The sequence below is a fragment of the bacterium SCSIO 12643 genome, from assembly GCA_024398135.1.
Classification (GTDB): domain Bacteria; phylum Bacteroidota; class Bacteroidia; order Flavobacteriales_G; family Salibacteraceae; genus CAJXZP01.
In genome coordinates, this window is the sequence record CP073750.1 from 2,334,974 (window position 1) to 2,358,446 (window position 23,473).

Sequence of the window (23,473 nt, forward strand, 5' to 3'; positions counted from 1 at the left end):
TTTATATGAGTCTACCTGTAACTAAAGTCACGCAACAAGAATTAATTAAATTTAGTGAGCTGAATATCAGTTCTTTTGTTGGGGAGTTGGAAAAACTGATTGAAAATGCGAAGGCAGAGTTAGATGCTTTGTTGAAGCAAAATGATACACCGAACTTTAAAAACACAATTGAAAAGTTAGAGTTTATTGGGCAGGGTGTTCAAGAATTATCCTCAATATTTTTTAATCTAAATTCTGCAGAAACTACAGATGAAATTCAAGCCTTAGCTCCTGAGTTTTCAGCGAAGTTAACCGCATATGGAAATGATGTGGCTTTAAATGAAGAATTGTTTTTGAGGGTAAAGTCCGTTTGGGATCGAAAAGATGATTTTGAATTGAATGTAGAACAACAAACGGTTTTAGAAAAAGCTTATCTGGGGTTTGTGCGAAATGGCGCTTTGTTAAATGAAGAACAAAAGCAGGAATTAAGACAGATTGATGAGCAGTTATCCAAAGCATCGTTGAAGTTTGGAGAAAATGTGTTGGCTGAAACCAATAGTTATAAATTGGTTTTAGAAAATGAAGAGGATCTGGATGGATTACCAGAAAGTGTAGTGGAATATGCGGCTCAAACGGCCAAAGAAACAGGTGATGAAGGAAAATGGGTGATTAATTTACAGTATCCTAGTTTTATCCCTTTCATGAAGTATTCTTCACGCAGGGATTTACGTGAAACCTTATACATGGCTTCGGCAACAAAAGCTTGTAAGGGTAATGATTTTGACAATCAGAACATTGTTAAAGAGATTGCAGGTTTGCGTATTAAAAGAGCCCATTTACTGGGGTATGATTCTCATGCAGACTATGTGCTAGAGCGTAGAATGGCAAAATCGGCACAGGTTGTGGAAGATTTTATGGGAGATCTTTTAGCGAAATCAAAACCAGAAGCAGAAGCGGATGTAAAACGTGTTGGTGAGTTGGCATTGAAAGATGGAATTGATCAAATTCAACCCTGGGATTTTAGTTATTATGCTGAAAAGCTGAAGCAACTGGAGTTGAATCTGGATGAAGAAAAAATTAAACCATATTTTGAATTGAATAATGTCATAAATGGAGTGTTCAATGTGGCGCGTATTTTATATGGTTATGATTTTATCCTACGCGATGATATTGATGTGTATCATGATGATGTATTGACCTATGAGGTTTTAGATCGTGATGGAGAACATAAGGCATATTTTTATGCAGATTTCTTTCCAAGAAAAGGGAAACGTCAGGGTGCCTGGATGACGTCATTCAAAGGTCAGTATAAGAAAGAAGGGAAAAATTACCGCCCGCATATTTCTATCGTGTGTAACTTTTCTAAACCAACGGCATTAAAGCCGGCACTATTGACATTTAATGAAGTGACCACTTTGTTTCATGAATTTGGACATGCATTGCATGGAATGTCTTCAGAATGCACATATCCTAGTGTAAGTGGTACAAGTGTATTTTGGGATTTTGTAGAGCTACCATCTCAAATCTTAGAGAATTGGTGTTACGAAAAAGAAGCGCTTGATTTCTTTGCACGTCATTATCGCACGCAGGAAATGATTCCGGATGAAGAGATTGAAAAGATTGTAAAATCACAGCAGTTTTTAGAAGGGTATAATACCATGCGTCAATTAAGTTTTGGTTATCTGGATATGGGGTGGCATACGCTTTCAGAAGAAAGAGAAGTAGATGTTTTCGAATTTGAGAAAGAGGTTCTGGAAAAAACAGCTTTGATGCCTAGGGTTGATGGAGCAAGTACAAGTTGTCAATTCTCGCATATTTTCAAAGGAGGTTATTCCTCGGGGTATTATAGTTATAAGTGGGCTGAAGTTTTAGATGCCGATGCGTTTGAAAAGTTTAAGGAAGAAGGTGTGTTCAATCAGGAGGTTGCGCAATCTTTTTATGACAATGTATTAAGTAAAGGGGGGAGTGAGCATCCGTCAACGTTATACGAGCGTTTTAGAGGTAGAGCACCAAAAGTAGATGCGCTTTTAAAGCGTGCGGGATTAATGTAGATCAGGTATTAGAATCATAAAAAAAGGGCATTGAATTTTCAATGCCCTTTTCTTTTCTCTAAATATCAATTATTACACAATTTCGCCATGCCATGAGATGATTCCGCCCATGAGGTTGGCTACCTTTACAAATCCATTACTAGACATGATACTACATGCAGAATAACTTCTTGCGCCACTTCTACAGTAAATCAAATAATATTTGCTTTTATCTAGTTTATTTAGTTCTGCTTCCAGATTTGATGAGAAAAAATCCAGTAAAACTGCATTTTTCAGATGTCCCTGTTCAAATTCGTAATCAGTTCTCACATCTAAAATAATTGCGTCTGGATTGTTATCAATCTCTCTTTGAAAATCTTCAGCATTTATATTATCAAACATATCAAGTTACTTTTTTACTAATTGATTAATGATTTTGTTAGAATAAAAATCCCCATTAAGAGGACAAACCATCCGAATGCAGGCTTTAGTTTAGCTCCGGAAATTTTGTTGGATAACGCACTTCCGATAAATATTCCGATAATGGAAATAGAAGTGAATATGAGTAGAAATGTCCAGTCAATTTCTCGATTTGAAATATCTCCCAAAAATCCAATTAATGATTTCGCTGCAATGATCAGGAGTGAAGTTCCAATGGCTTGTTTCATAGGGAGTTTTGAAAGTACTACCAATGCTGGAATAATCAAGAATCCGCCTCCCGCACCTACCAGACCTGTTAGAACTCCAACCAGAACTCCTTCTAAAAGAATGAGTGCATAGTTGAATTCTTGTTTGGTTTCTTCTTGATGGGCTTCTTTTCGACCTCTGATCATAGAAATAGAAGCAGCGATCATTAAGACCGCAAACAATACCATGACTCCCATTTCTTTAGTGAAAATAAAAGAGTCAATAGTGAACAACTGTTCAGGAATTAAAGGAACTAAAAACTTTCTGGTAGAGTATACAGATAGGATTGCAGGAAGTCCGAAAATACCCGCTGTTTTAAGATTGACCAGCCCTTTTTTGAAATAGTTTATAGACCCTACAGAGCTTGAAGCGCCTACAACAAATAGGGAATATGCAGTAGCAGTAACAGGATCAACTCCAATCAAGTAGACCAAAACGGGAACGGTTAAAATACTACCACCACCCCCAATAAGGCCTAAAGAGATGCCAATTAAAACTGAAGAAATATATCCTATAATGACCAGTAAATCCACTCGAATGTATTTGGTTTATCCGGCAAATGTACTCTTGCAAAATACAGTGTATTGTGATATTCAGCACAAACCGAATAAGAATTAAAAAATAGTTCCGGAGATGGAGTAGATATTATTTAAGCGATGTGTATAAATCACCAAAATCAACCCAGTATTCATCTATTTTTCTAAGATGAGTAATGATGAAATTATGCATCGTGATCCAGTCCTCCTGAACAAATAAATTAGTCTCAGTATTTTCTACAGAAACTCTGGCAACTTCGGTCCCGTACGAATGTGTATAACTGGGATACCATTTAACCTCAGTTTCCATTAAATTTTCAAAAACAGTCTTGGTTTCTAAAAATTGCTCGTAAAAAAGTTCGCGAATTCCAGGATTTCTAAATTGAAGATCAATACACACACGACAACCAAATCGATCTGCTTCAACACGGATGTAAATATCGTTTAAGTGTGTGGGGTATTTAAACCAGTTGATTCTCCTCCCTGAAGCGGAACGGTATTTCTGAATTTTTTGAGTTAGAGTTCCCCAAAAGGCAGAACGTAGTGCTTTTTCCTCTTCTTTAGAATACATCTTATTTTCTTTGGAATAAGGTGTAAATATATTCCCGGGTATCTCCCGAAGGCATGGTGTAGGTGTAATCGAAATTTTTAATAAGTTCAAATTCTGAACCAAGACCTTGGGCAATCATTTGTGTATCATATCTACAAACGTCCAGACCAGAGCATTTCAATGCGCCTTCCAGATTAAATTCCGCAATGATGACAAATCCTTTTGGAGAAATAAGCTTTTTCAATAAATCGAAATATGTCTTTTGATCTTTTTCCTCAGTAAAAAAATGAAGAACTGCCCGATCTATCCAAAGGTCCACCGCGGCAATGTGATTTAGCTTATTGGGATGAGTTAAGTCATCAACAATATATTCCACATGTTTTGACCCAGCTCTTGATTCTAATTTTTGCAGACTGACTTCGCTAATATCAGTAGCAATCAAGTTTTCATAGCCTTGTTCTAGTAGATAGTCTATCAACACAGTACTTCCGGCTCCAACATTAAGAATTCGTGAGGAAGGTTTTAAATCCGCAAGATTTAGCAGCTCAATTGAAGGGGATAAATCCTTTTCATACCATCCGAGCTTTTCATGAGGTTTGTTGGTGTATACGTTATCCCAATGTTCTTTTGATGAGCTCATAGATGTGTATGTGTTTTATGTGTCAATACTTGAGAATCCCAGGTTTAAATGTAATCTGCGTATCTGGTTTTAGAAATTTCATTGAGTAGTTCCGGTTGATCTTCAAAAGCATTTCCGATAACGGCAATATCTGCTCCGGCTTGAAATGCATTTTTTACATCGTTTGCAGATTTCATTCCTCCCCCCACAATCAACGGAATATCAATAGAGGATTTTATCGCTTTAATCATTTCACCGCTTACAGGGAAATCAGCTCCGCTTCCAGCATCTGCATAAATGAGTTTTAAACCCAGCATTTCACCAGTCATGGCTGTTACCGCTGCTATCTCAGGTTTGTTGGCTGGAATAGGTTGGCTGTTGCTGATGTAAGAAGCTGTTGTTGGGCGACCTCCATCAATTAGCATATATCCGGTGGGTAAAACCTCAATATTCGACTTTTTAATAGCGGGAGCAGCAATGACTTGTTGCCCGATTAAAAGGTCTGCATTTCTTCCTGAAATCAAAGACAGAAAAAGTAATGCATCTGCTTGATTAGACAGTTGAGACGGACTTCCGGGAAATAGAACAATTGGAATATTGGTAAGGCTTTTTAAAGCGGATATAGTTTCTTCCATTTCATCACCTACCATAAGGCTTCCACCAACAAAAAAAAGATCTACCTTAGTCTCGTTGGCAATAGCAGCGATCTTTGAGAGATGTTCCTTTCTTCCTTTGTCAGGATCGATTAAAACCGCCAATTGCTTTTTCTTTTTACGCGAAATATGTTCTATATCCGTAAGAATCATATTGCAAGTATAACCATTTTTAGGTGTTGAATTTGGTCTGGTTGAAGCCGTGTTTCCACAACTTTTTAATAAACTAAGCTGTAGCTAACTTGAAGTTGGTTTTTCCATGGTGTAAACGATCATTGTATTTCCAATTAATTCATAATTCATAGGAATTGAGGTGTCCATATCCGGCATATGAATTTGTCCGCAAAGCTCTCCCGAAGAATCCATATTGAATGGCTCAATGAAAAGATTGCTTTTAAATTCTACATTTCCTTTGGAATAGTATTTGAAAAGGGCTTCTTTGGCACACCAGTAAACGATCATTTGATTTTCTAGTTCTTTACTTGAAATCAGTTCTGCTTCAGACATGAACTTGTGTTTAATTCGAGCAATTTTGGGTGTGATGACCTGAAGGTCTATTCCTACTTCAACACCAGGGTGAATGAGTATTCCAAGTAAACCATCAGAGTGGGATATGGAAATTTTATGCCCGGAAATAGCCAGGTTAGGTTTGCCGTTTTTTGAATATGAAATGTATTCTTCTTCGTTGTATATAGTTTGAATGACTTTACGAATACTTAAAAACTCGCATTTACGCTTATCATGTGAGATCGTACGATACTTGTGTAATTCTTCAGGAGATAATTTGATATCCCAAACATGGTCAATAATATCTAAATCTAATTGCACTATAATCAATCGCGAACCATTCGATAGGATATTATTTTTAATAAACTTCATATATCGATTATCTTTGCACCCGTTTTTAATAAAAGCAATTGTAGTATGGTAAAGACAGATAATTACAAAGTAAAGGATATTTCTCTTGCGGATTGGGGAAGAAAGGAAATAAAATTGGCGGAAGCTGAGATGCCTGGATTGATGGCGCTTCGTGAGGAGTATAAGGATGAACAACCGCTTAAAGGAGCTAGAATTGCGGGATGTTTACATATGACCATTCAAACTGCGGTTTTAATTGAAACTTTAACTGCATTAGGTGCTGAGGTGACCTGGTCATCATGTAATATTTTTTCTACTCAAGATCAGGCTGCCGCGGCTATTGCTGCAACAGGAGTCCCTGTTTTTGCATGGAAAGGAATGAATGAAGAAGAATTTGATTGGTGTATTGAGCAAACATTACATGCGTTCGAAGATGGGAAACCTTTAAATATGATTTTGGATGATGGTGGTGATTTGACCAATATGGTTTTTGATCGTTTTCCAGAATTAACAGCTGGTATCAATGGTCTTTCGGAAGAGACGACTACTGGGGTCCACAGATTGATTGAAAGAGAAAAGAATGGTACTTTGGTGATGCCTGCAATTAATGTTAATGATTCTGTAACAAAATCTAAATTCGATAACAAATATGGTTGTAGAGAATCTGCGGTAGATGCTATTCGTAGAGCAACAGATATTATGTTGGCAGGAAAAGTGGTTGTAGTTGCAGGTTATGGAGATGTAGGTAAAGGTACAGCAGCTTCATTCAGTGGGGCAGGAGCGAGAGTTATTGTAACTGAAATTGATCCAATTTGTGCATTACAAGCAGCAATGGAAGGGTATGAAGTGAAGAAAATGGATAACGCCATTTTGGAAGCAGATATCGTGATCACGACTACTGGTAATAAAGATATTATTGTAGGTAGACACTTTGAATCTATGAAAGACAAATGTATCGTTTGTAATATCGGTCATTTTGATAATGAGATTGATGTAGCATGGTTAAATAAAAATCATGGTGATACTAAGGATGTGATCAAGCCTCAAGTGGATAAGTATACTATCAATGGGAAGGATGTAATTTTATTGGCTGAAGGAAGATTGGTAAATCTTGGTTTAGCAACTGGACATCCGTCTTTTGTGATGTCAAACTCATTCACGAACCAAACATTGGCGCAGATTGAGTTATGGAATACTCCTGAAAAATATGAGAATAAAGTTTATACGCTTCCAAAGCACTTAGATGAAAAAGTGGCTAAATTACATCTGGCTAAAATTGGTGTGGAATTGGATGTGTTGAATGAGGAACAAGCGGCTTACATTGGGGTGTCTGTTGAGGGGCCTTATAAGAGCGATGAATACAGATATTAATCTGGATAAATATTAAAATGAAAAAGCCTTCTGGAATTCCAGAAGGCTTTTTTTATTGATTTCTTATTGTAATGAATGTCCCGTCAAAAGTTGTGGGATATTGTTTTAATCCGATCGTTGCAGGCGCCTTGATGACCGAGCCATCCAGAACAGAAAATTCTGAACCACTACATGGATCCACTAATTTAAATCCTGTTGAATCTACATTAACTTTACACCACGCGTCTACATTATATGTAGAGTGGCGGTCAAAGCATTTGAATTCATCAACGTTAGAATGATAGATGACTAATCCATTTGATCCTCCGTTAATATATAACCAACCTCCTACCGGCTGAAGATCGAACGAGCTGGGCTCATTAATATTTATAGTGACATCAACAAAAACGTTTGGAATAACCGTATTGGGATTGTTCTTTGAGCATTCTGAAAAGAATGGTAGGAAAGAAAGAATTATCAATAATTTAAACATCTTGATATTCATTTGTCTAATTTTCGTTTTCTTTGAAGAGAAAAAAGATAACCTTTGTTAGCTTTAATTATTGCAAAGATAGTTGAACTTTTTGTAGAAGATTTGTTAAAATCCGGTATGCGTGTTAAAGAGAGTTTTGGAAAAGTAGTTTTGATTTTTATTATGAGTATGCTTCCGGTTTTTGTTTCTGCGCAAACGAAAGCTCCTAAACCTCCAACCAAAAAAGAGCAGGAAAAGAAAGCTGCTCAGAAGGAGAAGGATGCACAAAAAGCGGACGAGAAGGCCAAAAAGGAGTATCGAAAAATGCAATCCAAAAAAACTCGGAAATCGATGAAGCAAAACAAAAAGAGATCCGATAGAAATCGAAAATCCAAGGGAGCTCCTTTTTGGGAAAAATGGTTTAAACGAAGATAGTATTATGGAAACTGCGGAAACTAAAATCTGGGTTATTGCTTTAATCATGTTGATCTCTTTTGTCTTTAATTGGCTAAAGAAGAAAAGACAGGGTAGTGAAGAAATAGAAGAGGTAGAGGCAGATGGTTCGTGGGGAATTAATGATATTATTCAGCAATTTGAAGATGAATTTTGCGTGCAAAAAACAGAGCAGTATACAGAGGAGCCTCAGGTTGTTTTTGAAGAGGAATCAGTTAAAAATGTAGCCCCTAAGAGAGATTATGAAAATGAGTCTCATAGTGCGTTTGAACATGTTAAGAAACCACCTGTGGTTAAAGATGAAGTTTTAGAAGAGCAAATCGATGTTGAATATGATCTGAGGCAGATGATTATTCATGATACTATTCTGAACAGACCCAAATATTAGTTACCGTTCATATAAAAAAAACAACTTTGATTATTGATTTGTAGTCTGTAATGAGTTGATTTATTTAACCTGTTGATTTTGTTGTGTTTATGTGGTTGTTTCGGGTGTGTAAACAGAATGTAAACCAGCTTTTAAAAAATGTTAACCCAACCATTCAATTGAAATTTCGTGAAATTAACTGAAGAGCGTTCTTTATCTGCTGATACGATTTGAGTTTGAAAAGAGGATGATATAGAAGGTTAATTTGTTAGTGTACATGGACGAATTACCTCTTGAATTTCGCCTCGATGCTGTTAAATTTTATTAACGTTATGTTTACTTTAAATTGATGAATCGATGCTTGAGGATTCAATAATTCAAATTTCAGATAAAAAATCTATCGGTAAATTGGCGCAAAGTCCTGAAAATAAAGGTTGTTTGGAGGGTTAAAATATATTTGCTAAAGTTTGTGAAATATATATCTTTACGCCCTTTAATTTTTGGGAAAATACATTTTCGAGATACTAAATATTAAACTATGTTAAAAAAATTACTATCATTATTTATTCTGGCTGTGGTGATTTCTGTTGGAGCGATGGCTCAAGCAGGGCAAAGTGAGGTCAAAGGTAAGATTATCGATAAGCAGACGGGTGAACCGTTAGCTTTCGTAAACATTATTCTGGAAAAGAATGGTGTGCGTGTGACAGGGGGACAAACTGACTTTGACGGGAATTTTTCTATTAAGCCAATTCCACCAGGAACGTATACCTTAAAGTCTTCTTATGTTGGTTATCAACCAATCGCCCTTGAGGGTATTGTAGTAACTTCTGAGGAAACCAAGTTCGTTGATGTGAAAATGCAAAGTACTTCTATTGAGATGAAGGACTTCGTAAAAGTAGCATATAAGAACAAGCTTATAGATAAAGGTAATACGACAGTTAAGCAAACAGTATCTGAAGAGGATTTTAAAAACATGGCGGTTCGTTCTGCTACTGATGTAGCAAAAAATACTGCGGGTGTTTATTCTGCGGATGATGGTTCGGGTAACTTGAATATTCGTGGTGCACGTTCTGATGCGAACGTTTATTTCATTGATGGTATGAAGGTAGTGGGTTCATCGAATTTACCTAAAAATGGTATCGGTGAAATCTCTGTAATTTCAGGTGGTTTGCCAGCACAGTATGGTGATGTTACCGGTGGTGTAATTAGTATCACAACAAAAGGACCTTCTGCTGAGTATCACGGAGCTGTAGAGTACTTAACTTCTGGTTGGAAGTTTGGAGATAATATGGTAGGGTTGGATCCTTACGGATATAACGTAGTGGAAGGATCTTTATCAGGACCTTTATTAATGAAAAAAGATTCTACTGGTAAAAAGACTGAACCAATTATTGGTTTCTTCGTGTCAGGTAACTATACACATGTGGTTGATAATGCACCTTCAGCAATTGGAATGTGGAAAGTGAAAGATGATGTTTTAGAAGAAATTAAAGCAAACCCAGTAACTGTTGTGCCAGGTTCTGGTCAGGTAATTCAAAATGCTGAGTTGTTAAGAATGGATTCGTTTGAAAAAGTGAAAACCAGACAAAACGTGGCAAGTGGAACTTATGTGTTAAATGGTAAGTTAGACTTCAATACAGGTAAAACAACAAACTTAACTTTTGGTGGTTCATACAACTCTTCTAAGTTTAGAGGAAGTACAAGATTAAGTTCAGGTTCTAGTTCGGGTGATTATTATGACAACTCGTTATTTAACTATGATCATAATGCTCAAATCAATAATAATGACTGGAGGGTGTTTGGTCGATTTGTACAAAGATTCGGTAACAATAATACTGATGAGAATAAAAAATCAAGCATCAATAACGCATTCTATAGTATTCAGTTCGGTTATAACGAAAGAAATGAAAAAAGTGGTGATGCAGTTCACGGTGATAAATATTGGGACTATGGTTATGTTGGAGAGTTTAAAAGATTCCAACAAAGACAGTATGAGTTAACTAATTTAGCTGGAGATTCATTGTATTTAGGAAACGGACAATGGGTAACTCAAGGTACTTACAATATTCAACAAACATTTGAGGATACATTAATTGGTTTTACTCCTGGAGCTGCAAATCCTGAGATGGCATCTTATACATCTAATTATTATAAATTATTTGGATGGGAAGGATATGATGAAAATGGCAACCCAGTTTATGATAGAGACCTGGCTTCAAGAGATGAAGATGGTGATGGACAAATTACTGGAAATGAAGCAAACTATTTCTTAAGAAATCAAGAAAATATTTTGAACAGTGGAGGTTACTTAAATGGAACTGCTGCTAGAACAGTATATGGTGTATGGTATAGTCCAGCACAAGTTTCAAATAACTCAAGAAAAGCAAAAACCCAACAATATCGTGTGAGTTTAATGGGATCTGCTGATATTAAGAAACACGCTGTTTCTGTAGGTTTCGAATATGAGCAAAGGGTAATCCGTGCATATTCAATTGCTCCACGTGGTTTATGGACAATTGGTAACTTGAGAGCAAACTCTCACTTGCAAAACTTGGATGAAATGAATCCGATTTTAACAAATGAGCAAACGGCAACTACAGTTTCTTATGATAGATTGAATGCTGCTCCTGGTGCTTATAGAGGTGAAATCAACGAAGATGCGCAGTCTTTCTTTGATTACAACTTAAGAAGAACTTTAGGTTTAAATACTGATGGAAATGACTTTATCGATTTTAATAGCTTAAAACCAGAGCAATTAAGCATCGATTACTTTAGTGCATCTGAGTTATTAAATAACGGTAACAACCTTGTAACTTATTATGGTTATGATGCATATGGTAACCAAACAACAGGAAGTACTACATTAAATGACTTCTTTGAGCAAACAGATGAGTTTGGAAATTATACCAGACCAGTTGATGCATTTAGACCAAACTACGTTTCAGGATGGATTCAAGATAAATATGCTTTTGATGACCTGGTATTTAACGTAGGTATCCGTGTAGATAGATTGGATTTAAATCAAAGTGTATTGAAAGATGAGTACGTGTTATTCCCAACAGTAAAAGCAGGGGAGGATGAAGCTCAACAATTAGCAGCAAATATGGAAGGAAGCTATAGCATTCCTGGAAATATTGGTTCTGATTATGTTGTTTATGTAGACAATGTGAAAAACCCAACTGAGATTACTGGTTACCGTGATGGATCAACCTGGTATAACAGTGAAGGTGTGGAAATTGAAAATTCAGAAGCTTTAGTAGGTGCGTCTGGTATTGCTCCATTATTAGTGGATAAAGAGAATACACGTTCTTCTGATATTAATGTAAATTCATTTGAGGATTATACACCACAAGTGAATGTAATGCCAAGAATCGCATTCTCTTTCCCAATTAATGATGACGCATTGTTCTTCGCTCACTACGATGTGTTAACTAGAAGACCAACAGCAAGAGGAAACGGATCTATCGCGAGATTGAATATTATAGATTATTACTACATGGATGCTGCAAACAATTCAACTGTAGTTAGTAATCCAAATTTGAAGCCTTCTCAAACTATTGATTATGCAGTAGGTTTCAAACAAAGAGTAACGAATAGTTCATCTATTACATTAGAAGCATTCTACCGTGAATTGCGTGATATGGTTCAAGTTGTAGGTTTACAAAATGCTTACCCAAGAACATATTTAACTTATGGAAATATTGATTTCGGTACGATTAAAGGATTAATCTTATCATATGATTTAAGAAGAACTAAAAATATTCGTCTTACTGCTTCATATACTTTACAGTTTGCTGCAGGTACAGGGTCAGATGCATTTAGTGCTTCTAACTTGGTGAGATCAGGAAGACAAAGTTTAAGAAGTACCACTCCTTTAAATTATGACCAAAGACATAATATCGTTGCAAACTTCGATTATAGATTTGGTATGGGTAAAAACTGGGGTGGACCAGCTAATGCTAAATGGTTACAAGGAATGGGTGCGAACTTCATCTTTAATGTAGGTTCAGGAACACCATATTCTCGTCAAAATGTTGTGACAGGTGAAGGTTATATTACTCGCGTTGGATCAGCAACATTAGATGGAACTGTAAATGGATCAAGATTACCTTGGCAGTTTAAAATGGACTTAAGAATTGATAAAGATTTCGTTTTAGCAGAAGGTAGCAAACACCCAATGAGAATGAACGTATATCTTCAAATGTTTAATGTATTCAACAACTTGAATGTACGTAGAGTATATAGATATACTGGATCAGCGTCTGATGATGGTTATTTAACTGATGCGAGATACCAGACAGATATTCAATCTCAAATTGATGAGCAATCATTTAGAGAGCAGTACTCAATGAAAATTAATGACCCAGCAAATTACAACCTTCCAAGAAGAACAAGAATCGGTGTATTATTGACTTTCTAAGAAGGAAGTAGTTTAGAAAAAATTGTAAGAGTTATGGTTAAAGTTAGAGATATTATGAAGTTTAGAGTTACCATATTGGCAACTATGGCAATATTGATTTCCTCTACATCTTTCGGAAGAGAGTATCAAGGGAATTATAAAAGATCAGGCGGAGGAAGTGGAGATGCAACAGCGGCAAACTGTGCACCTCCGGTGAATTCAAATGAGTTATCAATCAATAATGTTAGAGCATTGATCCAAACCGGTGGAGATATGTGGTGGGATCTTGTTGGTGTACCTAGATATGAGGTGCCAAAGGGGTCTGGTAGAACTGCATTATTTGCTGGGTCTTTATGGCTTGGTGGTCGTGATGCTTCTGGACAGTTAAAAGTAGCTGCTTTGAGATTCCGTCAAAGAGGTATGGATTTCTGGACAGGTCCTTTGAATACAGTTACTGCGGAGATTGATCCGACAACCTGTGATCAATGGGATGTACATTTTAGATCTACGCGTCAAGAGGTGGATGCATTCGTTCAAAGAGATGCTATTCCAAACTATGTGACTCCTGAGTTTATTAAAACCTGGCCTGCGCATGGTGATCCTTCAAAAGGTGAGGATACTTATTTAGCACCATTTATTGATGTGGATGGAGACGGATTTTATAACTATGAAAATGGTGACTATCCTGGTTATGACTTATCTGGTAATGTAGATTGTCAAGGTCAGTTATTGAATGTGTATGGTGATGAGAACTTATGGTGGATTTTTAACGATAAGGGAAATATTCATACTGAAACTGGAGGTCAGGCGATCGGTATGGAAATTCGTGCTCAGGCTTTCTCATTCGCAACGAATGATGAAGTAAATAACATGACTTTCTATAACTATGAGTTGGTTAACCGTTCTTCTTTTGATTTAAGAGATACATATTTTGGATTCTGGGTAGATGCAGATTTAGGTAATGCGCAGGATGATTATGTAGGTTGTGATGTTGAAAGAGGTTTAGGATTTGCATATAACGGTGACGAGTTTGATGATGATAATTCAGGTCGTCCAGGTTATGGAGAGAATCCTCCGGCAATTGGTGTGGATTTCTTCCAGGGACCTTTCCAGGATAGCGATGGTAAAGACAACTGTTTATGTGATAACTATGTGGATGCAATAGCTGATGATGGTATTGTATACGATGGTAGTGGAGTTGGTTACGGTGATGGAATTCCTGATAATGAAAGATTGGGTATGAGAGCTTTCTTATACCACATTAATAACCAAGATCCAAGAGTTGGTGATCCTGATGTAGCTTCAGATTACTATAACTTCTTGAGAAGTGTATGGAAAGATAATTCAGACATGGTTTATGGTGGTACTGGACATAGAAATAGTGCTGGAGCCGTACAACCATTGGTTCAAGCGAATTATATGTTCCCTGGAGATTCTGATCCAAAAGGATGGGGTACTGGAGGTAATGTTCAAGCTCCTTGGACTGAGGTTACAGCAGGTAACGTACCAGCTGATAGACGTTTCGTTCAATCTGCAGGTCCTTTCGCTTTAGCACCTGGAGCTGTGAATAATATTACTGTAGGTGTTGTATGGGCGAGAGCTTCAACAGGTGGTGCTGCTGCGTCAGTTCAAGCTATGAAGCAAGCGGATACTAAAACACAAGCATTGTTTGATAACTGTTTCCAATTATTGGATGGTCCTGATGCTCCGGTAGTAAATATTACTGAAATGGATGAGCAATTGGTGTTCCAATTAGACAATTTCGCTGGAAACAATGTAAATGAAAGTTATTTTGAAGTGGATCCATTTATTGTTCCACCTACAGATTCTATTCAAGATGAAAATGGAGATTGGATCTCTAAGGATGATGACCCAATTTTATTTGATTCTTTAGTTACTGAATACAAAAGTTACAGATTCCAGGGATATCAAGTTTATCAATTGAAAGATGGAACTGTATCAGCAGCTGATTTATACGATGAAGATTTAGCAAAGTTGGTATTCCAATGTGATATTAAAGATGGAGTAACAAGATTAATCAATTATAGATTTGATTTAGATCTTCAAGCTGTAGTTCCGGAATTGAGAGTAGATAATGCTGCAAATGATGGAGTATACAAAACATTCACTCTAACCGAAGATTTATTCGCATTAGGTGATAGAAAAATGGTTAATTATAGAACGTATTACTATATGGCTATTGCTTATGCTCACAATAATTATAAAGAGTATAGTCAGACTGTGGATGGGTTAGATGGACAAAGAACTCCATACTTACCAAGTAGAAAGGCTCCTACTGGACCAATTATTAGATATTCTGCAATTCCGCACAAAACTGATATGCAAAATGGCGGTCAGGTATTAAATTCTTCATACGGAGACCATGTACCGGTTGTAAGAATTGAAGGTCTTGGAAACAATGGACATTTCTTAGAAATGGATCAGGCAAGTATTGATGAAGCAATGAGTGGTGCGCCATATAGAGTAGCAAATCCAAAATATAATGTTGGAAATGTTACAGGAGCGACAAGTACTCCTATTGCTGTAAAAGTTGTAGATCCGTTACAAGTAAAAGCAGGTGATTATACTATTATGTATAAAGACTCTAATAATGCTGGTTTACAGGAAGCATACTGGATTTTATTTGGAGGTGCTTTAGGAACTGATACCATCGTATCAAAATCGAAGATTTCTGGTCAAAAAGAAGAATTGATTCCTGAATTAGGTATTTCTGTTACGATTAAAGATGTAGAGAATGCGTGGTATGATAAATTCAATAATGGTTATATCGGAGCACGTGTGATCTATGATGATTATAATAAGCAATGGTTATCTGGAGTTCCAAGTTTAGATGGTAATACTTACCAAAACTGGATTCGTTCAGGATTGAATGCTGAACAAGGACAAGAGGCTTATTTTGATTATGATGTGACTGTAAACAGTAATGGTAACCGTGAGACTGATAGAGCAATTGATCCGGAGGAAGTTTATGAAGCGGTAATCGATGGAACCTGGGCTCCATTTAGATTAGCATCGTGGAACATTCATGCTCCTGGTGCGACTCGCGGAGGAACCTCTGATGCGCAAAAACTGTCATTGTTTAAAGAAATGTTTAGAGGATTACCATCATCTGGACAAGCGGTTAACGCTGGGTATCAATTGGCGTACTTAAATGGTGTGGATATCGTATTCACAAGTGATAAGTCAAAATGGACGCGTTGTGTGGTTGTAGAAATGCAAGATGATCCAACACTAGCTGAAGGAAATGCTGCTAAACTTGATCCAAGGGCTGCTCCTTCGGTTGATAAAGCTGGTTTATCTGCTGGTGAGGCTGGATATAATCCAGCAGAAGGAGATTTAATTTCGCCAACTGGAATGGGATGGTTCCCAGGATATGCCATCGATATTGAAACTGGAGAGCGTTTAAATATGGCATTCGGTGAAGATTCTTATATAGTGTCTGAAAACGGAAATGACATGATTTGGAATCCAACTGATAAGATTACAGAAGGACAAACAAGTAACAATATCCGTTTTGGTGGTAAGCATTATGTATTTGTATTCCGTAACAATGATGTGGAAGAGCAATTACATCAGGTGCCATTAGATTATAATGACCCTGCAAATAGAATGCCTTCTTACGATCAAGGTGAGTTTATGCATGCGAAGTTGGCTTTAGGTGATAAAAACAATTTCTACCATGTATATCGTGCAGCAATGTGGGTTGGTTTACCATTGTTAGAATTCAACCAGGAATTATTATCTAACAAAGCAGTAGTGCAACTACGTGTGAACAAACAACATTCGTTATACTCTCCAGGAGAAAAATTAAGTATTGGAGCTCCATTAGAAAAAGGTGTAGAATACTTGGTAGAAAAAGGGCCAGTTAGATATAACAATGTTGAGTATGTACGTGGTCAAAATATCATCGGAGTAGATAATACAACAGTATTACAAGGTACATCTAGTACTGGTGATGATATCGTTGATAACGTGACTAAGACAATCAATGGAGGTCGTCCAACTTATAACTTCTCATTAACAGGGTTAGAAGCGAAGACTAACGTATCTGAAGTAGTTTCAAATGCATTGGGTAAAATTAGAGTGGTTCCAAATCCATACTATGCTTACTCTGAGTACGAGCAAGACAAAAACGACTTTAAAGTTCGCGTAACTAATCTTCCTCAAAAATGTAAGGTAAGAATCTATACATTAAATGGTGTGTTAGTACGTGAGTTTACGAAAGATGACGACTCGATCACTTATATAGAGTGGGACTTGAAAAACCACGCTAGAATTCCGGTTGCAAGTGGTATGTACATTGTTCATGTAGAGGTTCCTGGAGTTGGGGAGACAATCCTTAAATGGTTCGGAGCGATGAGACCTGTTGATTTAGATTCATTTTAAGAAAAGGACTATTTGATTAAAGAATTGATAATAAAACTATTATGAGTATAAAATATAATAAAGTTAGATTATTCACAGTGGCCTTGGCTCTGATGTTTGTAACACCAGGCCTTCAGGCAGGTAATAAGGATCGAATAGGTTCAAGTGGTGGGGAGCAAGTGAAGATTAATCCTTGGGCGAGAAGTGGAAGTTATTCAAATGCCAATTCAGCGAGTGTTGTTGGCGTTGAAGCTACGTTCTTAAATGTATCAGGTTTAGCAATGACCAAGAAAATGGATTTGAATTTCAACTATTCTTCTTGGTTAGGAGGATCTGGGATTGGTATCAGTTCATTTGGATATGGTCAAAGACTTGGTGATTATAGTGTTGTAGCGGCTGGATTCCAATCAATGGATTTTGGAGATATTCATAGAACCACAACAGATTTACCTGATGGAGCTGGAACCTTTAACGCGCAGTACAGTACATTTTACTTATCATATGCGAGAGAGTTTTCAAATAGTATTTATGCTGGTGTAACTACTAAAGTAATTTCTGAAGGAATCTCTAATGCTAATGCTTCTGCTGTAGCGTTCGATTTTGGTATTCGTTATGTGACTGGTAAAAATGAAAATATCAAATTCGGTATAGCATTAAAGAACATTGGTTCTCAAATGAAGTTCGAAGGAGATGGATTCTCAACTTTAACTACAATTGATAGTAAGGTGTTCACTGTTTCTCAAAGAACACAAGGTGTGGAGTTACCATCTATTTTGAACATTGGTTTGACATACGATTATCTAATTGGAGAATTATCTAATTCAGATTCAACTGGAGTTCGTGCAATGCATAGAATTTCACCAGCAATTAACTTCATGTCAAACTCGTTTGGGAAAGACCAAATCAGTTTCGGTATTGAGTATGCATTTAAAGAATTTGTGATGGCTCGTTTAGGTTATTTATACGAAGATCAAGTTACCGATGCGAGTTTATCTACTTTGGCTTATTCAGGTCCTTCAGGAGGTATTACAGTAGCATTACCGGTAAATAAAACGGGTAGTACTTTGGATATCGATTATGGATATCGAGCAACCAGAAACTTCTCTGGAACGCATACGATTGGTCTTAGATTGAACCTGTAGACAGGTAGAGAAGATTTAGATTAAAATATTATATTTGTAGGACAGTCCCGCTTGATTCAAGCGGGACTGTCTTGTTATAAAAAAGAGGATAATATGTCGGAGATTTCATATTTTACAGCGGAAGGACTAGCTGCAGCAAAAGCTGAGTTGGAGAAAATGGAAAAGGTAGAAAGGCCTTTTATTACACGTCAAATTGCAGAAGCTAGAGATAAGGGAGATTTATCTGAGAATGCAGAATACCATGCTGCGAAAGAATCTCAGGGATTGTTAGAAGCTAAGATAGCGCGCTTAAAAAATGAGTTAAGTAATGCAAGAATATTGGATGATTCAAATTTGGACACATCGAAGGTTTTGATACTTTCAAAAGTGAAAATTAAGAATCTGACCAATAACATGGAAATGACTTACACGCTAGTAGCTCCTCAAGAGGCAAATTTAGCTGCAGGAAAGATATCTGTAAAGTCACCAATTGGAAAAGGTTTGTTAGGTTGTTCGGTAGGAGATATCGCTGAAGTAAAAGTCCCAACTGGTTTAATGAAATTTGAAATTCTGGAGATTTCGAGATAACATTATGGCGAGTATTTTTACAAAGATCATTAATGGAGAAATTCCTTCGTATAGAATTGCGGAGGATGAAAAGTTTTATGCTTTCTTAGATATTTCACCATTAGTTAAGGGACATACACTAGTTGTGCCAAAACTTGAAGAGGATTATATTTTCGATTTAGACGATGATATTTTGAGAGATATGATGATCTTTTGTAAAAAAGTATCAGAGGCGATTAAGACTGCTTACCCTTGTGATCGAGTTGGTGTTAGTGTGATTGGTCTGGAAGTGCCACATGCTCACGTTCATTTGATTCCAATTAATGAAATGAATGATATGAACTTTGCACAACCAAAATTGAAATTGAGTCCAGAAGAGTTTGAAGAAATCGCAGAACGAATTAGACAAAAGTTTTAACGTCCTTTTGAGACTTTCTGGGGGTTGTTTTTGACAAATGACTCCCATCCTGAATAAGATTTTCCTTTAACAACAGAATTACCCTGAAAGAAATGACATAGCGCAGCTGCTAATCCATCTGTAGCATCCAGATGTTTTGGTAGGTCTTCCTTTTTAAGTTTTAAAATGCTTTGGAGCATTGAAGCTACCTGTTCCTTAGATGCTGTTCCGTTTCCGGTTATAGATTGTTTGATTTTTCTAGGGGCGTATTCAAATATGGGTAAATCTCTATAAACTGCTGCGGCCATAGCCACGCCCTGAGCACGTCCAAGTTTCAGCATGGATTGAACATTCTTACCGAAAAATGGGGCTTCCAGAGCGACTTCATCTGGATGGAATTCATCAATTAGCCCTAGAGTTCTTTCAAAAATTCGTCTCAACTTGGCACCATGACTCGGCAGCTTTTGAAGATGAATAACTCCTAAAGTTAATAGTTCGGCCTTTTTCCCCTTTATTATAATGATACCATAACCCATGATAGTCGTTCCGGGATCAATTCCTAATATTATCTTTTCCGTAGTCAAAATGAATAAATTTGTTGAATTCTAAAGCATGAAGTCCACAAATAAAAACAATCTCTATCGATTTCTGGGTATAACCCTTAAGGTGTTGATGCTGGGCTTGACTATATGGTTTATTTACGAAAGGATATTTACCACTAAAAACCTGGTTGAGATTAGAGATTATTTTAAGTCTCATTTATTTAATACCAGTCGACTTTGGATGTTTATTCTCAGTTTGATCTTGATGTTGTTTAATTGGGGTGTTGAAGCCATTAAATGGAGACTGTTGATTTTAAAAATTGAAAATATTTCTATTATTCAATCTTTTAAAGCCATATTATCTGGGGTTACGGTGAGTGTATTTACTCCAAATAGGATTGGAGAATATGCGGGTAGAGTGGTTTATATTCAAAATGCGGATAGAATTAAGGTGGCACTGATTACAGTAATTACCAGTTTAAGCCAGTTAACCATTACACTTTTATTAGGCGCCTTGGCTCTGTTATTTTACCTAAGCGATTACCACGGAGATATTATTGGTGATTTATCCATTTATATTGGAGTACAGTTATACATCGTTTTTCTCGTTTTGAGTCTGTTGGTATTCTTAAATACATCGGTAATTAGTTTGATACTATCTAAAATCAAATTTTTGGCCGATAGATTTAAAAAGTACATTGATGTGTTTGCATATTATTCTCAGGTGGAATTGGCCCAAACTTTACTGTTAAGTTTAATCAGGTATATCATATTTTCCATACAATATTACCTTCTTTTATGCTTTTTCGATGTAGATATAACCATTGCTCAGGCCTTAATTCTAATTCCTGTATACTTTATTACCTTAACTGCTATTCCATCAATTACTCTGGCAGAGTTGGGGATTAGAGAAGTGGTTGCCATTACCGTCTTTTCAGTAGTGGCGGAAAATGAGCTGGGGATGGTTTCTACATCCTTTGTCATTTGGTTAATTAACCTGGCATTACCTGCACTTATTGGAATGATTTTCGTTTTACGCGCTAAATTGTTTAAAGATTAAATGAACATTTATCTGATCATATCGATAGTTGTTCTTTTGAGCTATGGCTCATTATTATGGTGGTTTCGAAGAGGCATTGGGAATCTGAATGAGAAAACGAGTAATACAGATAAACCATCTATAAGTGTAATTGTAGCTCTTAAAAATGAAGAGAAAAATGTTCGGAGCATGGTGCGATCCTTGAATGAAATAGATTACCCAGATGAATTGTTGGAAATTATTTTAGTAAATGATCATTCTACTGATGGAACCCAAGAAAGGTTAAATGCATTCCAATCAAATGCAATTCAGGTATACTTAAATGAAGGTAAGGGTAAAAAATCCGCAATACTCACCGGGGTAAAAAAAGCAAAAGGTGACTGGATCGCGGTGACTGATGCAGATTGTAAAGTGCCACAGCTTTGGTTGAAATCATTGACCAAATCAATAACGAGACAAATCAAAATGGTTTTAGGTCCGGTATTTATTCAAAATGAAAGTAAGGGATTTCTGGAAATATTCCAGCAAATAGAGTTTTTAGGCCTTCAGGGAGCAACAGCTGGTTCAGCTGGGGTAGAACATCCAATATCTGCAAATGGCGCAAATATGTTGTTTCATAAAGTGACCTTTAATGAAATTCAGCCATATGAAGATAATATCGATTTGAACACAGGAGATGATCAATTCCTAATGATGAAGATGGTGTCCGAAAAAGGTGCAGAAGCCGTAACTTATTGTTGGGAACAAAATGCAAGTGTTTTAACGAAAGCAGTTCCAACCTGGAGTAAGTATTTTACACAAAGAATTAGATGGGCATCCAAAGGAACCGCATATAAAGATTTAACCATAGTCTCTATTGGGGCTTTGGTGATATTATCTTCTTTGTGGGTGGGAATCAGTATTGTTTTTGGTTTGAGTAGTAGAGATTATTTATTAAGTCTTGGTGTTCTGGGGGGGAAGCTCCTTATAGATTTAATAATCATAAAACCCACTTTGAAGTTAGCACAGGGCAAAGTCAGTTTCTTCCAGTATCTATTCTCAGGGATATTTTACCCTTTCGTAGTGGTTGTTTCAGCTTTAGCTGGAATTTTTAGAAGAATTTAAAAAATTAAAAGCCCGACCGCGAAAATGATAAGACCGATAATGAAAAGGAATAAAGAATAAGGTAGAATCTGTTTCGCTTTGAGATTCGTAATTCCCAATAGCGGCAATGCCCAAAAAGGTTGTAACATATTGGTGAGTTGATCCCCATAAGCAAAAGCTAAAATGTTTTTAGCATATGGAGCGCCAATATCATGTGCAGTTTGAATCAATAAAGGTCCTTGAATAGCCCATTGCCCTCCACCACTTGGGACTAAAATATTAACAACACCGGCACTGAAAAAAGTAAAGAAGGTAAACGATGTAGGACCTGAGATAGATGAAATGTAATTGGAAAACATAGAAATAAGCTCAGAATCTCTCATGATTCCCATGATTCCAAAATACAAAGGGAATTGAATAAGTATTCCGGAAGCCCCAGAAATAGCTTCATCTACGGCTTTTAAGAATCTATAGAAGTCGCCATGAAAAAGTATACCCAGGCTCAATAACAAAAGATTGATATTGTTAGGAGTGAAGAAGTGGTCAAATCCCGTAACCCAAAATATTTTGTATAAAACATAAATAAGTAGAATTGAGCCAAATGAGAAGCTGAGGATTTTAGAATGATCCAATTTTTCAGCACCAGAAATCATTGGAACGGAGTCCACTTCAAAATGTGAATTGAGCTGAATTGGTGTTGAAGGGCTTTTTTTACCTAAAAAGAATAGTGCTATAGGAACAATCAACAAGAGCAGAACCGAAATAAATATATTTAAAGATGAAAATACAGTTTCACTATATATAATCGCTTGAGGAAGTTCGTTGGTAAATGATGCTGTTGGAAATAAGGAAGCCAAATGTCCAGATTCAGCAACTTTTGCCAATGAAGATCCAGAAAAACCCCCATGCCATACCATCAGTCCCGAATAACCAGCGGCACCAATTAATGGGTAGTTAATCTTCCAATTATTTTTTAAAGCTTGTTCTGCAACCTTCCGAGCTAATATGGCCCCAAAGATGAGTCCTAGGCCCCAGTTAAAGAAAGCTACGGACATAGTCAAAAATGCAACAACAGAAGCAGCTATGGAAGTATTGTTTAAGTGGACAACTACCGAATTGATGAAATGGTTAATAGGTTTGCTTAATGCTAAAACATGCCCAAGTACAAGCATCAACATCATTTGCATTGCAAAAACGATCAGATTGTTGTTCCAAAGACCGTTTTCCCAGTATTTTAAAACGGTTAAGGGTTTGAATTCTCCAGGGGTTCCTTTACCAAAAAGAAGTGCTAAAATAAATGCCAAAAAAGAAAGCACTATTGCTATCGTAAAAGGTGACGGCAATAGTGCTTTATATACTTTAACGAACTTATTGGTAAAGCTCAT

Annotated in this window: 20 protein-coding genes; 11 read left to right on the forward strand and 9 right to left on the reverse strand. The window is 36.6% G+C overall.

What is annotated here, in order from left to right; genetic code table 11:
• Positions 1–5: 5 nt before the first annotated feature.
• Positions 6–2,030, forward strand: a complete 2,025-nt coding sequence (locus KFE94_09905; protein ID UTW64994.1) for a M3 family metallopeptidase — start codon at positions 6–8, stop codon at positions 2,028–2,030.
• Between the two features lie 72 nt (positions 2,031–2,102).
• Here KFE94_09905 and KFE94_09910 read toward each other — a convergent pair whose 3' ends face one another.
• From KFE94_09910 to KFE94_09935, 6 genes are all read right to left on the reverse strand, one after another.
• Positions 2,103–2,411 (reverse strand): rhodanese-like domain-containing protein, encoded by a 309-nt coding sequence (locus KFE94_09910; protein UTW64995.1) that lies wholly within the window; start codon positions 2,409–2,411, stop codon positions 2,103–2,105.
• A gap of 17 nt (positions 2,412–2,428) precedes the next feature.
• A complete protein-coding gene (locus tag KFE94_09915; protein ID UTW64996.1) occupies positions 2,429–3,229 on the reverse strand; it encodes a sulfite exporter TauE/SafE family protein in 801 nt (266 codons plus the stop codon).
• 112 nt (positions 3,230–3,341) lie between these two features.
• The gene (locus KFE94_09920) at positions 3,342–3,803 is read right to left on the reverse strand and encodes a DUF4268 domain-containing protein (protein ID UTW64997.1); all 462 of its coding nucleotides are present in this window, start codon (positions 3,801–3,803) and stop codon (positions 3,342–3,344) included.
• A 1-nt stretch (position 3,804) separates the two neighbouring features.
• Positions 3,805–4,422, reverse strand: coding sequence for a methyltransferase domain-containing protein (locus KFE94_09925; protein UTW64998.1), 618 nt, complete (start codon positions 4,420–4,422; stop codon positions 3,805–3,807).
• A gap of 44 nt (positions 4,423–4,466) precedes the next feature.
• On the reverse strand, positions 4,467–5,207 hold the full coding sequence (locus KFE94_09930; protein UTW64999.1) for a geranylgeranylglyceryl/heptaprenylglyceryl phosphate synthase: 741 nt from the start codon (positions 5,205–5,207) through the stop codon (positions 4,467–4,469).
• An 84-nt stretch (positions 5,208–5,291) separates the two neighbouring features.
• Positions 5,292–5,933: a 4'-phosphopantetheinyl transferase superfamily protein gene (locus tag KFE94_09935; protein ID UTW65000.1), complete on the reverse strand. Its 642-nt coding sequence runs from the start codon at positions 5,931–5,933 to the stop codon at positions 5,292–5,294.
• Positions 5,934–5,978: 45 nt separating this feature from the next.
• On the opposite strand from KFE94_09935, the gene KFE94_09940 reads away from it, so the two are divergent.
• Positions 5,979–7,283, forward strand: a complete 1,305-nt coding sequence (locus KFE94_09940) for an adenosylhomocysteinase (protein UTW65001.1) — start codon at positions 5,979–5,981, stop codon at positions 7,281–7,283.
• Between the two features lie 52 nt (positions 7,284–7,335).
• Here the strand turns inward: KFE94_09940 and KFE94_09945 are convergent, their stop codons facing one another.
• A complete protein-coding gene (locus KFE94_09945; GenBank protein ID UTW65002.1) occupies positions 7,336–7,755 on the reverse strand; it encodes a hypothetical protein in 420 nt (139 codons plus the stop codon).
• 54 nt (positions 7,756–7,809) lie between these two features.
• Between KFE94_09945 and KFE94_09950 the strand changes: the two genes are divergently transcribed.
• The 7 genes from KFE94_09950 to KFE94_09980 all read left to right on the forward strand — a co-directional run bounded on the left by KFE94_09950 (position 7,810) and on the right by KFE94_09980 (position 19,445).
• Entirely contained in the window at positions 7,810–8,169 is a 360-nt protein-coding gene (locus KFE94_09950; protein ID UTW65003.1) for a hypothetical protein, read from the forward strand.
• A 4-nt stretch (positions 8,170–8,173) separates the two neighbouring features.
• The gene (locus KFE94_09955) at positions 8,174–8,575 is read left to right on the forward strand and encodes a hypothetical protein (GenBank protein UTW65004.1); all 402 of its coding nucleotides are present in this window, start codon (positions 8,174–8,176) and stop codon (positions 8,573–8,575) included.
• 517 nt (positions 8,576–9,092) lie between these two features.
• Complete coding sequence (locus KFE94_09960) at positions 9,093–12,974, forward strand: carboxypeptidase-like regulatory domain-containing protein (GenBank protein ID UTW65005.1); 3,882 nt, start codon at positions 9,093–9,095, stop codon at positions 12,972–12,974.
• A gap of 33 nt (positions 12,975–13,007) precedes the next feature.
• Complete coding sequence (locus tag KFE94_09965; GenBank protein ID UTW65006.1) at positions 13,008–17,360, forward strand: T9SS type A sorting domain-containing protein; 4,353 nt, start codon at positions 13,008–13,010, stop codon at positions 17,358–17,360.
• Between the two features lie 41 nt (positions 17,361–17,401).
• Complete coding sequence (locus KFE94_09970) at positions 17,402–18,481, forward strand: PorV/PorQ family protein (protein UTW65007.1); 1,080 nt, start codon at positions 17,402–17,404, stop codon at positions 18,479–18,481.
• Between the two features lie 93 nt (positions 18,482–18,574).
• Positions 18,575–19,048: a transcription elongation factor GreA gene (gene greA / locus KFE94_09975; protein ID UTW65008.1), complete on the forward strand. Its 474-nt coding sequence runs from the start codon at positions 18,575–18,577 to the stop codon at positions 19,046–19,048.
• Between the two features lie 4 nt (positions 19,049–19,052).
• Complete coding sequence (locus tag KFE94_09980) at positions 19,053–19,445, forward strand: HIT family protein (protein UTW65009.1); 393 nt, start codon at positions 19,053–19,055, stop codon at positions 19,443–19,445.
• On the opposite strand, the gene ruvC is transcribed toward KFE94_09980, so the two are convergent.
• Positions 19,442–20,008 (reverse strand): crossover junction endodeoxyribonuclease RuvC, encoded by a 567-nt coding sequence (ruvC, locus tag KFE94_09985; GenBank protein ID UTW65010.1) that lies wholly within the window; start codon positions 20,006–20,008, stop codon positions 19,442–19,444. The genes KFE94_09980 and ruvC overlap by 4 nt on opposite strands.
• Positions 20,009–20,036: 28 nt before the next feature.
• On the opposite strand from ruvC, the gene KFE94_09990 reads away from it, so the two are divergent.
• Complete coding sequence (locus tag KFE94_09990; GenBank protein ID UTW65011.1) at positions 20,037–21,026, forward strand: flippase-like domain-containing protein; 990 nt, start codon at positions 20,037–20,039, stop codon at positions 21,024–21,026.
• Positions 21,027–22,109, forward strand: a complete 1,083-nt coding sequence (locus KFE94_09995) for a glycosyltransferase (GenBank protein ID UTW65012.1) — start codon at positions 21,027–21,029, stop codon at positions 22,107–22,109.
• Here KFE94_09995 and KFE94_10000 read toward each other — a convergent pair.
• Positions 22,106–23,473 (reverse strand): short-chain fatty acid transporter, encoded by a 1,368-nt coding sequence (locus KFE94_10000; GenBank protein ID UTW65013.1) that lies wholly within the window; start codon positions 23,471–23,473, stop codon positions 22,106–22,108. The two genes, KFE94_09995 and KFE94_10000, sit on opposite strands and share 4 nt — an antisense overlap.

Bases quoted from the DNA above. Each gene is read 5' to 3' on its own strand.
- KFE94_09945 (UTW65002.1), bottom strand. From the start codon at position 7,755: ATGTTTAAATTATTGATAATTCTTTCTTTCCTACCATTCTTTTCAGAA.
- greA (UTW65008.1), top strand. From the start codon at position 18,575: ATGTCGGAGATTTCATATTTTACAGCGGAAGGACTAGCTGCAGCAAAA.
- KFE94_09905 (UTW64994.1), top strand. From the start codon at position 6: ATGAGTCTACCTGTAACTAAAGTCACGCAACAAGAATTAATTAAATTT.
- KFE94_09925 (UTW64998.1), bottom strand. From the start codon at position 4,422: ATGAGCTCATCAAAAGAACATTGGGATAACGTATACACCAACAAACCT.
- KFE94_09980 (UTW65009.1), top strand. From the start codon at position 19,053: ATGGCGAGTATTTTTACAAAGATCATTAATGGAGAAATTCCTTCGTAT.
- KFE94_09955 (UTW65004.1), top strand. From the start codon at position 8,174: ATGGAAACTGCGGAAACTAAAATCTGGGTTATTGCTTTAATCATGTTG.
- KFE94_09940 (UTW65001.1), top strand. From the start codon at position 5,979: ATGGTAAAGACAGATAATTACAAAGTAAAGGATATTTCTCTTGCGGAT.
- KFE94_09930 (UTW64999.1), bottom strand. From the start codon at position 5,207: ATGATTCTTACGGATATAGAACATATTTCGCGTAAAAAGAAAAAGCAA.
- KFE94_09965 (UTW65006.1), top strand. From the start codon at position 13,008: ATGGTTAAAGTTAGAGATATTATGAAGTTTAGAGTTACCATATTGGCA.
- KFE94_09990 (UTW65011.1), top strand. From the start codon at position 20,037: ATGAAGTCCACAAATAAAAACAATCTCTATCGATTTCTGGGTATAACC.
- KFE94_09960 (UTW65005.1), top strand. From the start codon at position 9,093: ATGTTAAAAAAATTACTATCATTATTTATTCTGGCTGTGGTGATTTCT.
- KFE94_09970 (UTW65007.1), top strand. From the start codon at position 17,402: ATGAGTATAAAATATAATAAAGTTAGATTATTCACAGTGGCCTTGGCT.
- KFE94_09910 (UTW64995.1), bottom strand. From the start codon at position 2,411: ATGTTTGATAATATAAATGCTGAAGATTTTCAAAGAGAGATTGATAAC.
- KFE94_09995 (UTW65012.1), top strand. From the start codon at position 21,027: ATGAACATTTATCTGATCATATCGATAGTTGTTCTTTTGAGCTATGGC.
- KFE94_09935 (UTW65000.1), bottom strand. From the start codon at position 5,933: ATGAAGTTTATTAAAAATAATATCCTATCGAATGGTTCGCGATTGATT.
- KFE94_09920 (UTW64997.1), bottom strand. From the start codon at position 3,803: ATGTATTCTAAAGAAGAGGAAAAAGCACTACGTTCTGCCTTTTGGGGA.
- KFE94_10000 (UTW65013.1), bottom strand. From the start codon at position 23,473: ATGAGCTTTACCAATAAGTTCGTTAAAGTATATAAAGCACTATTGCCG.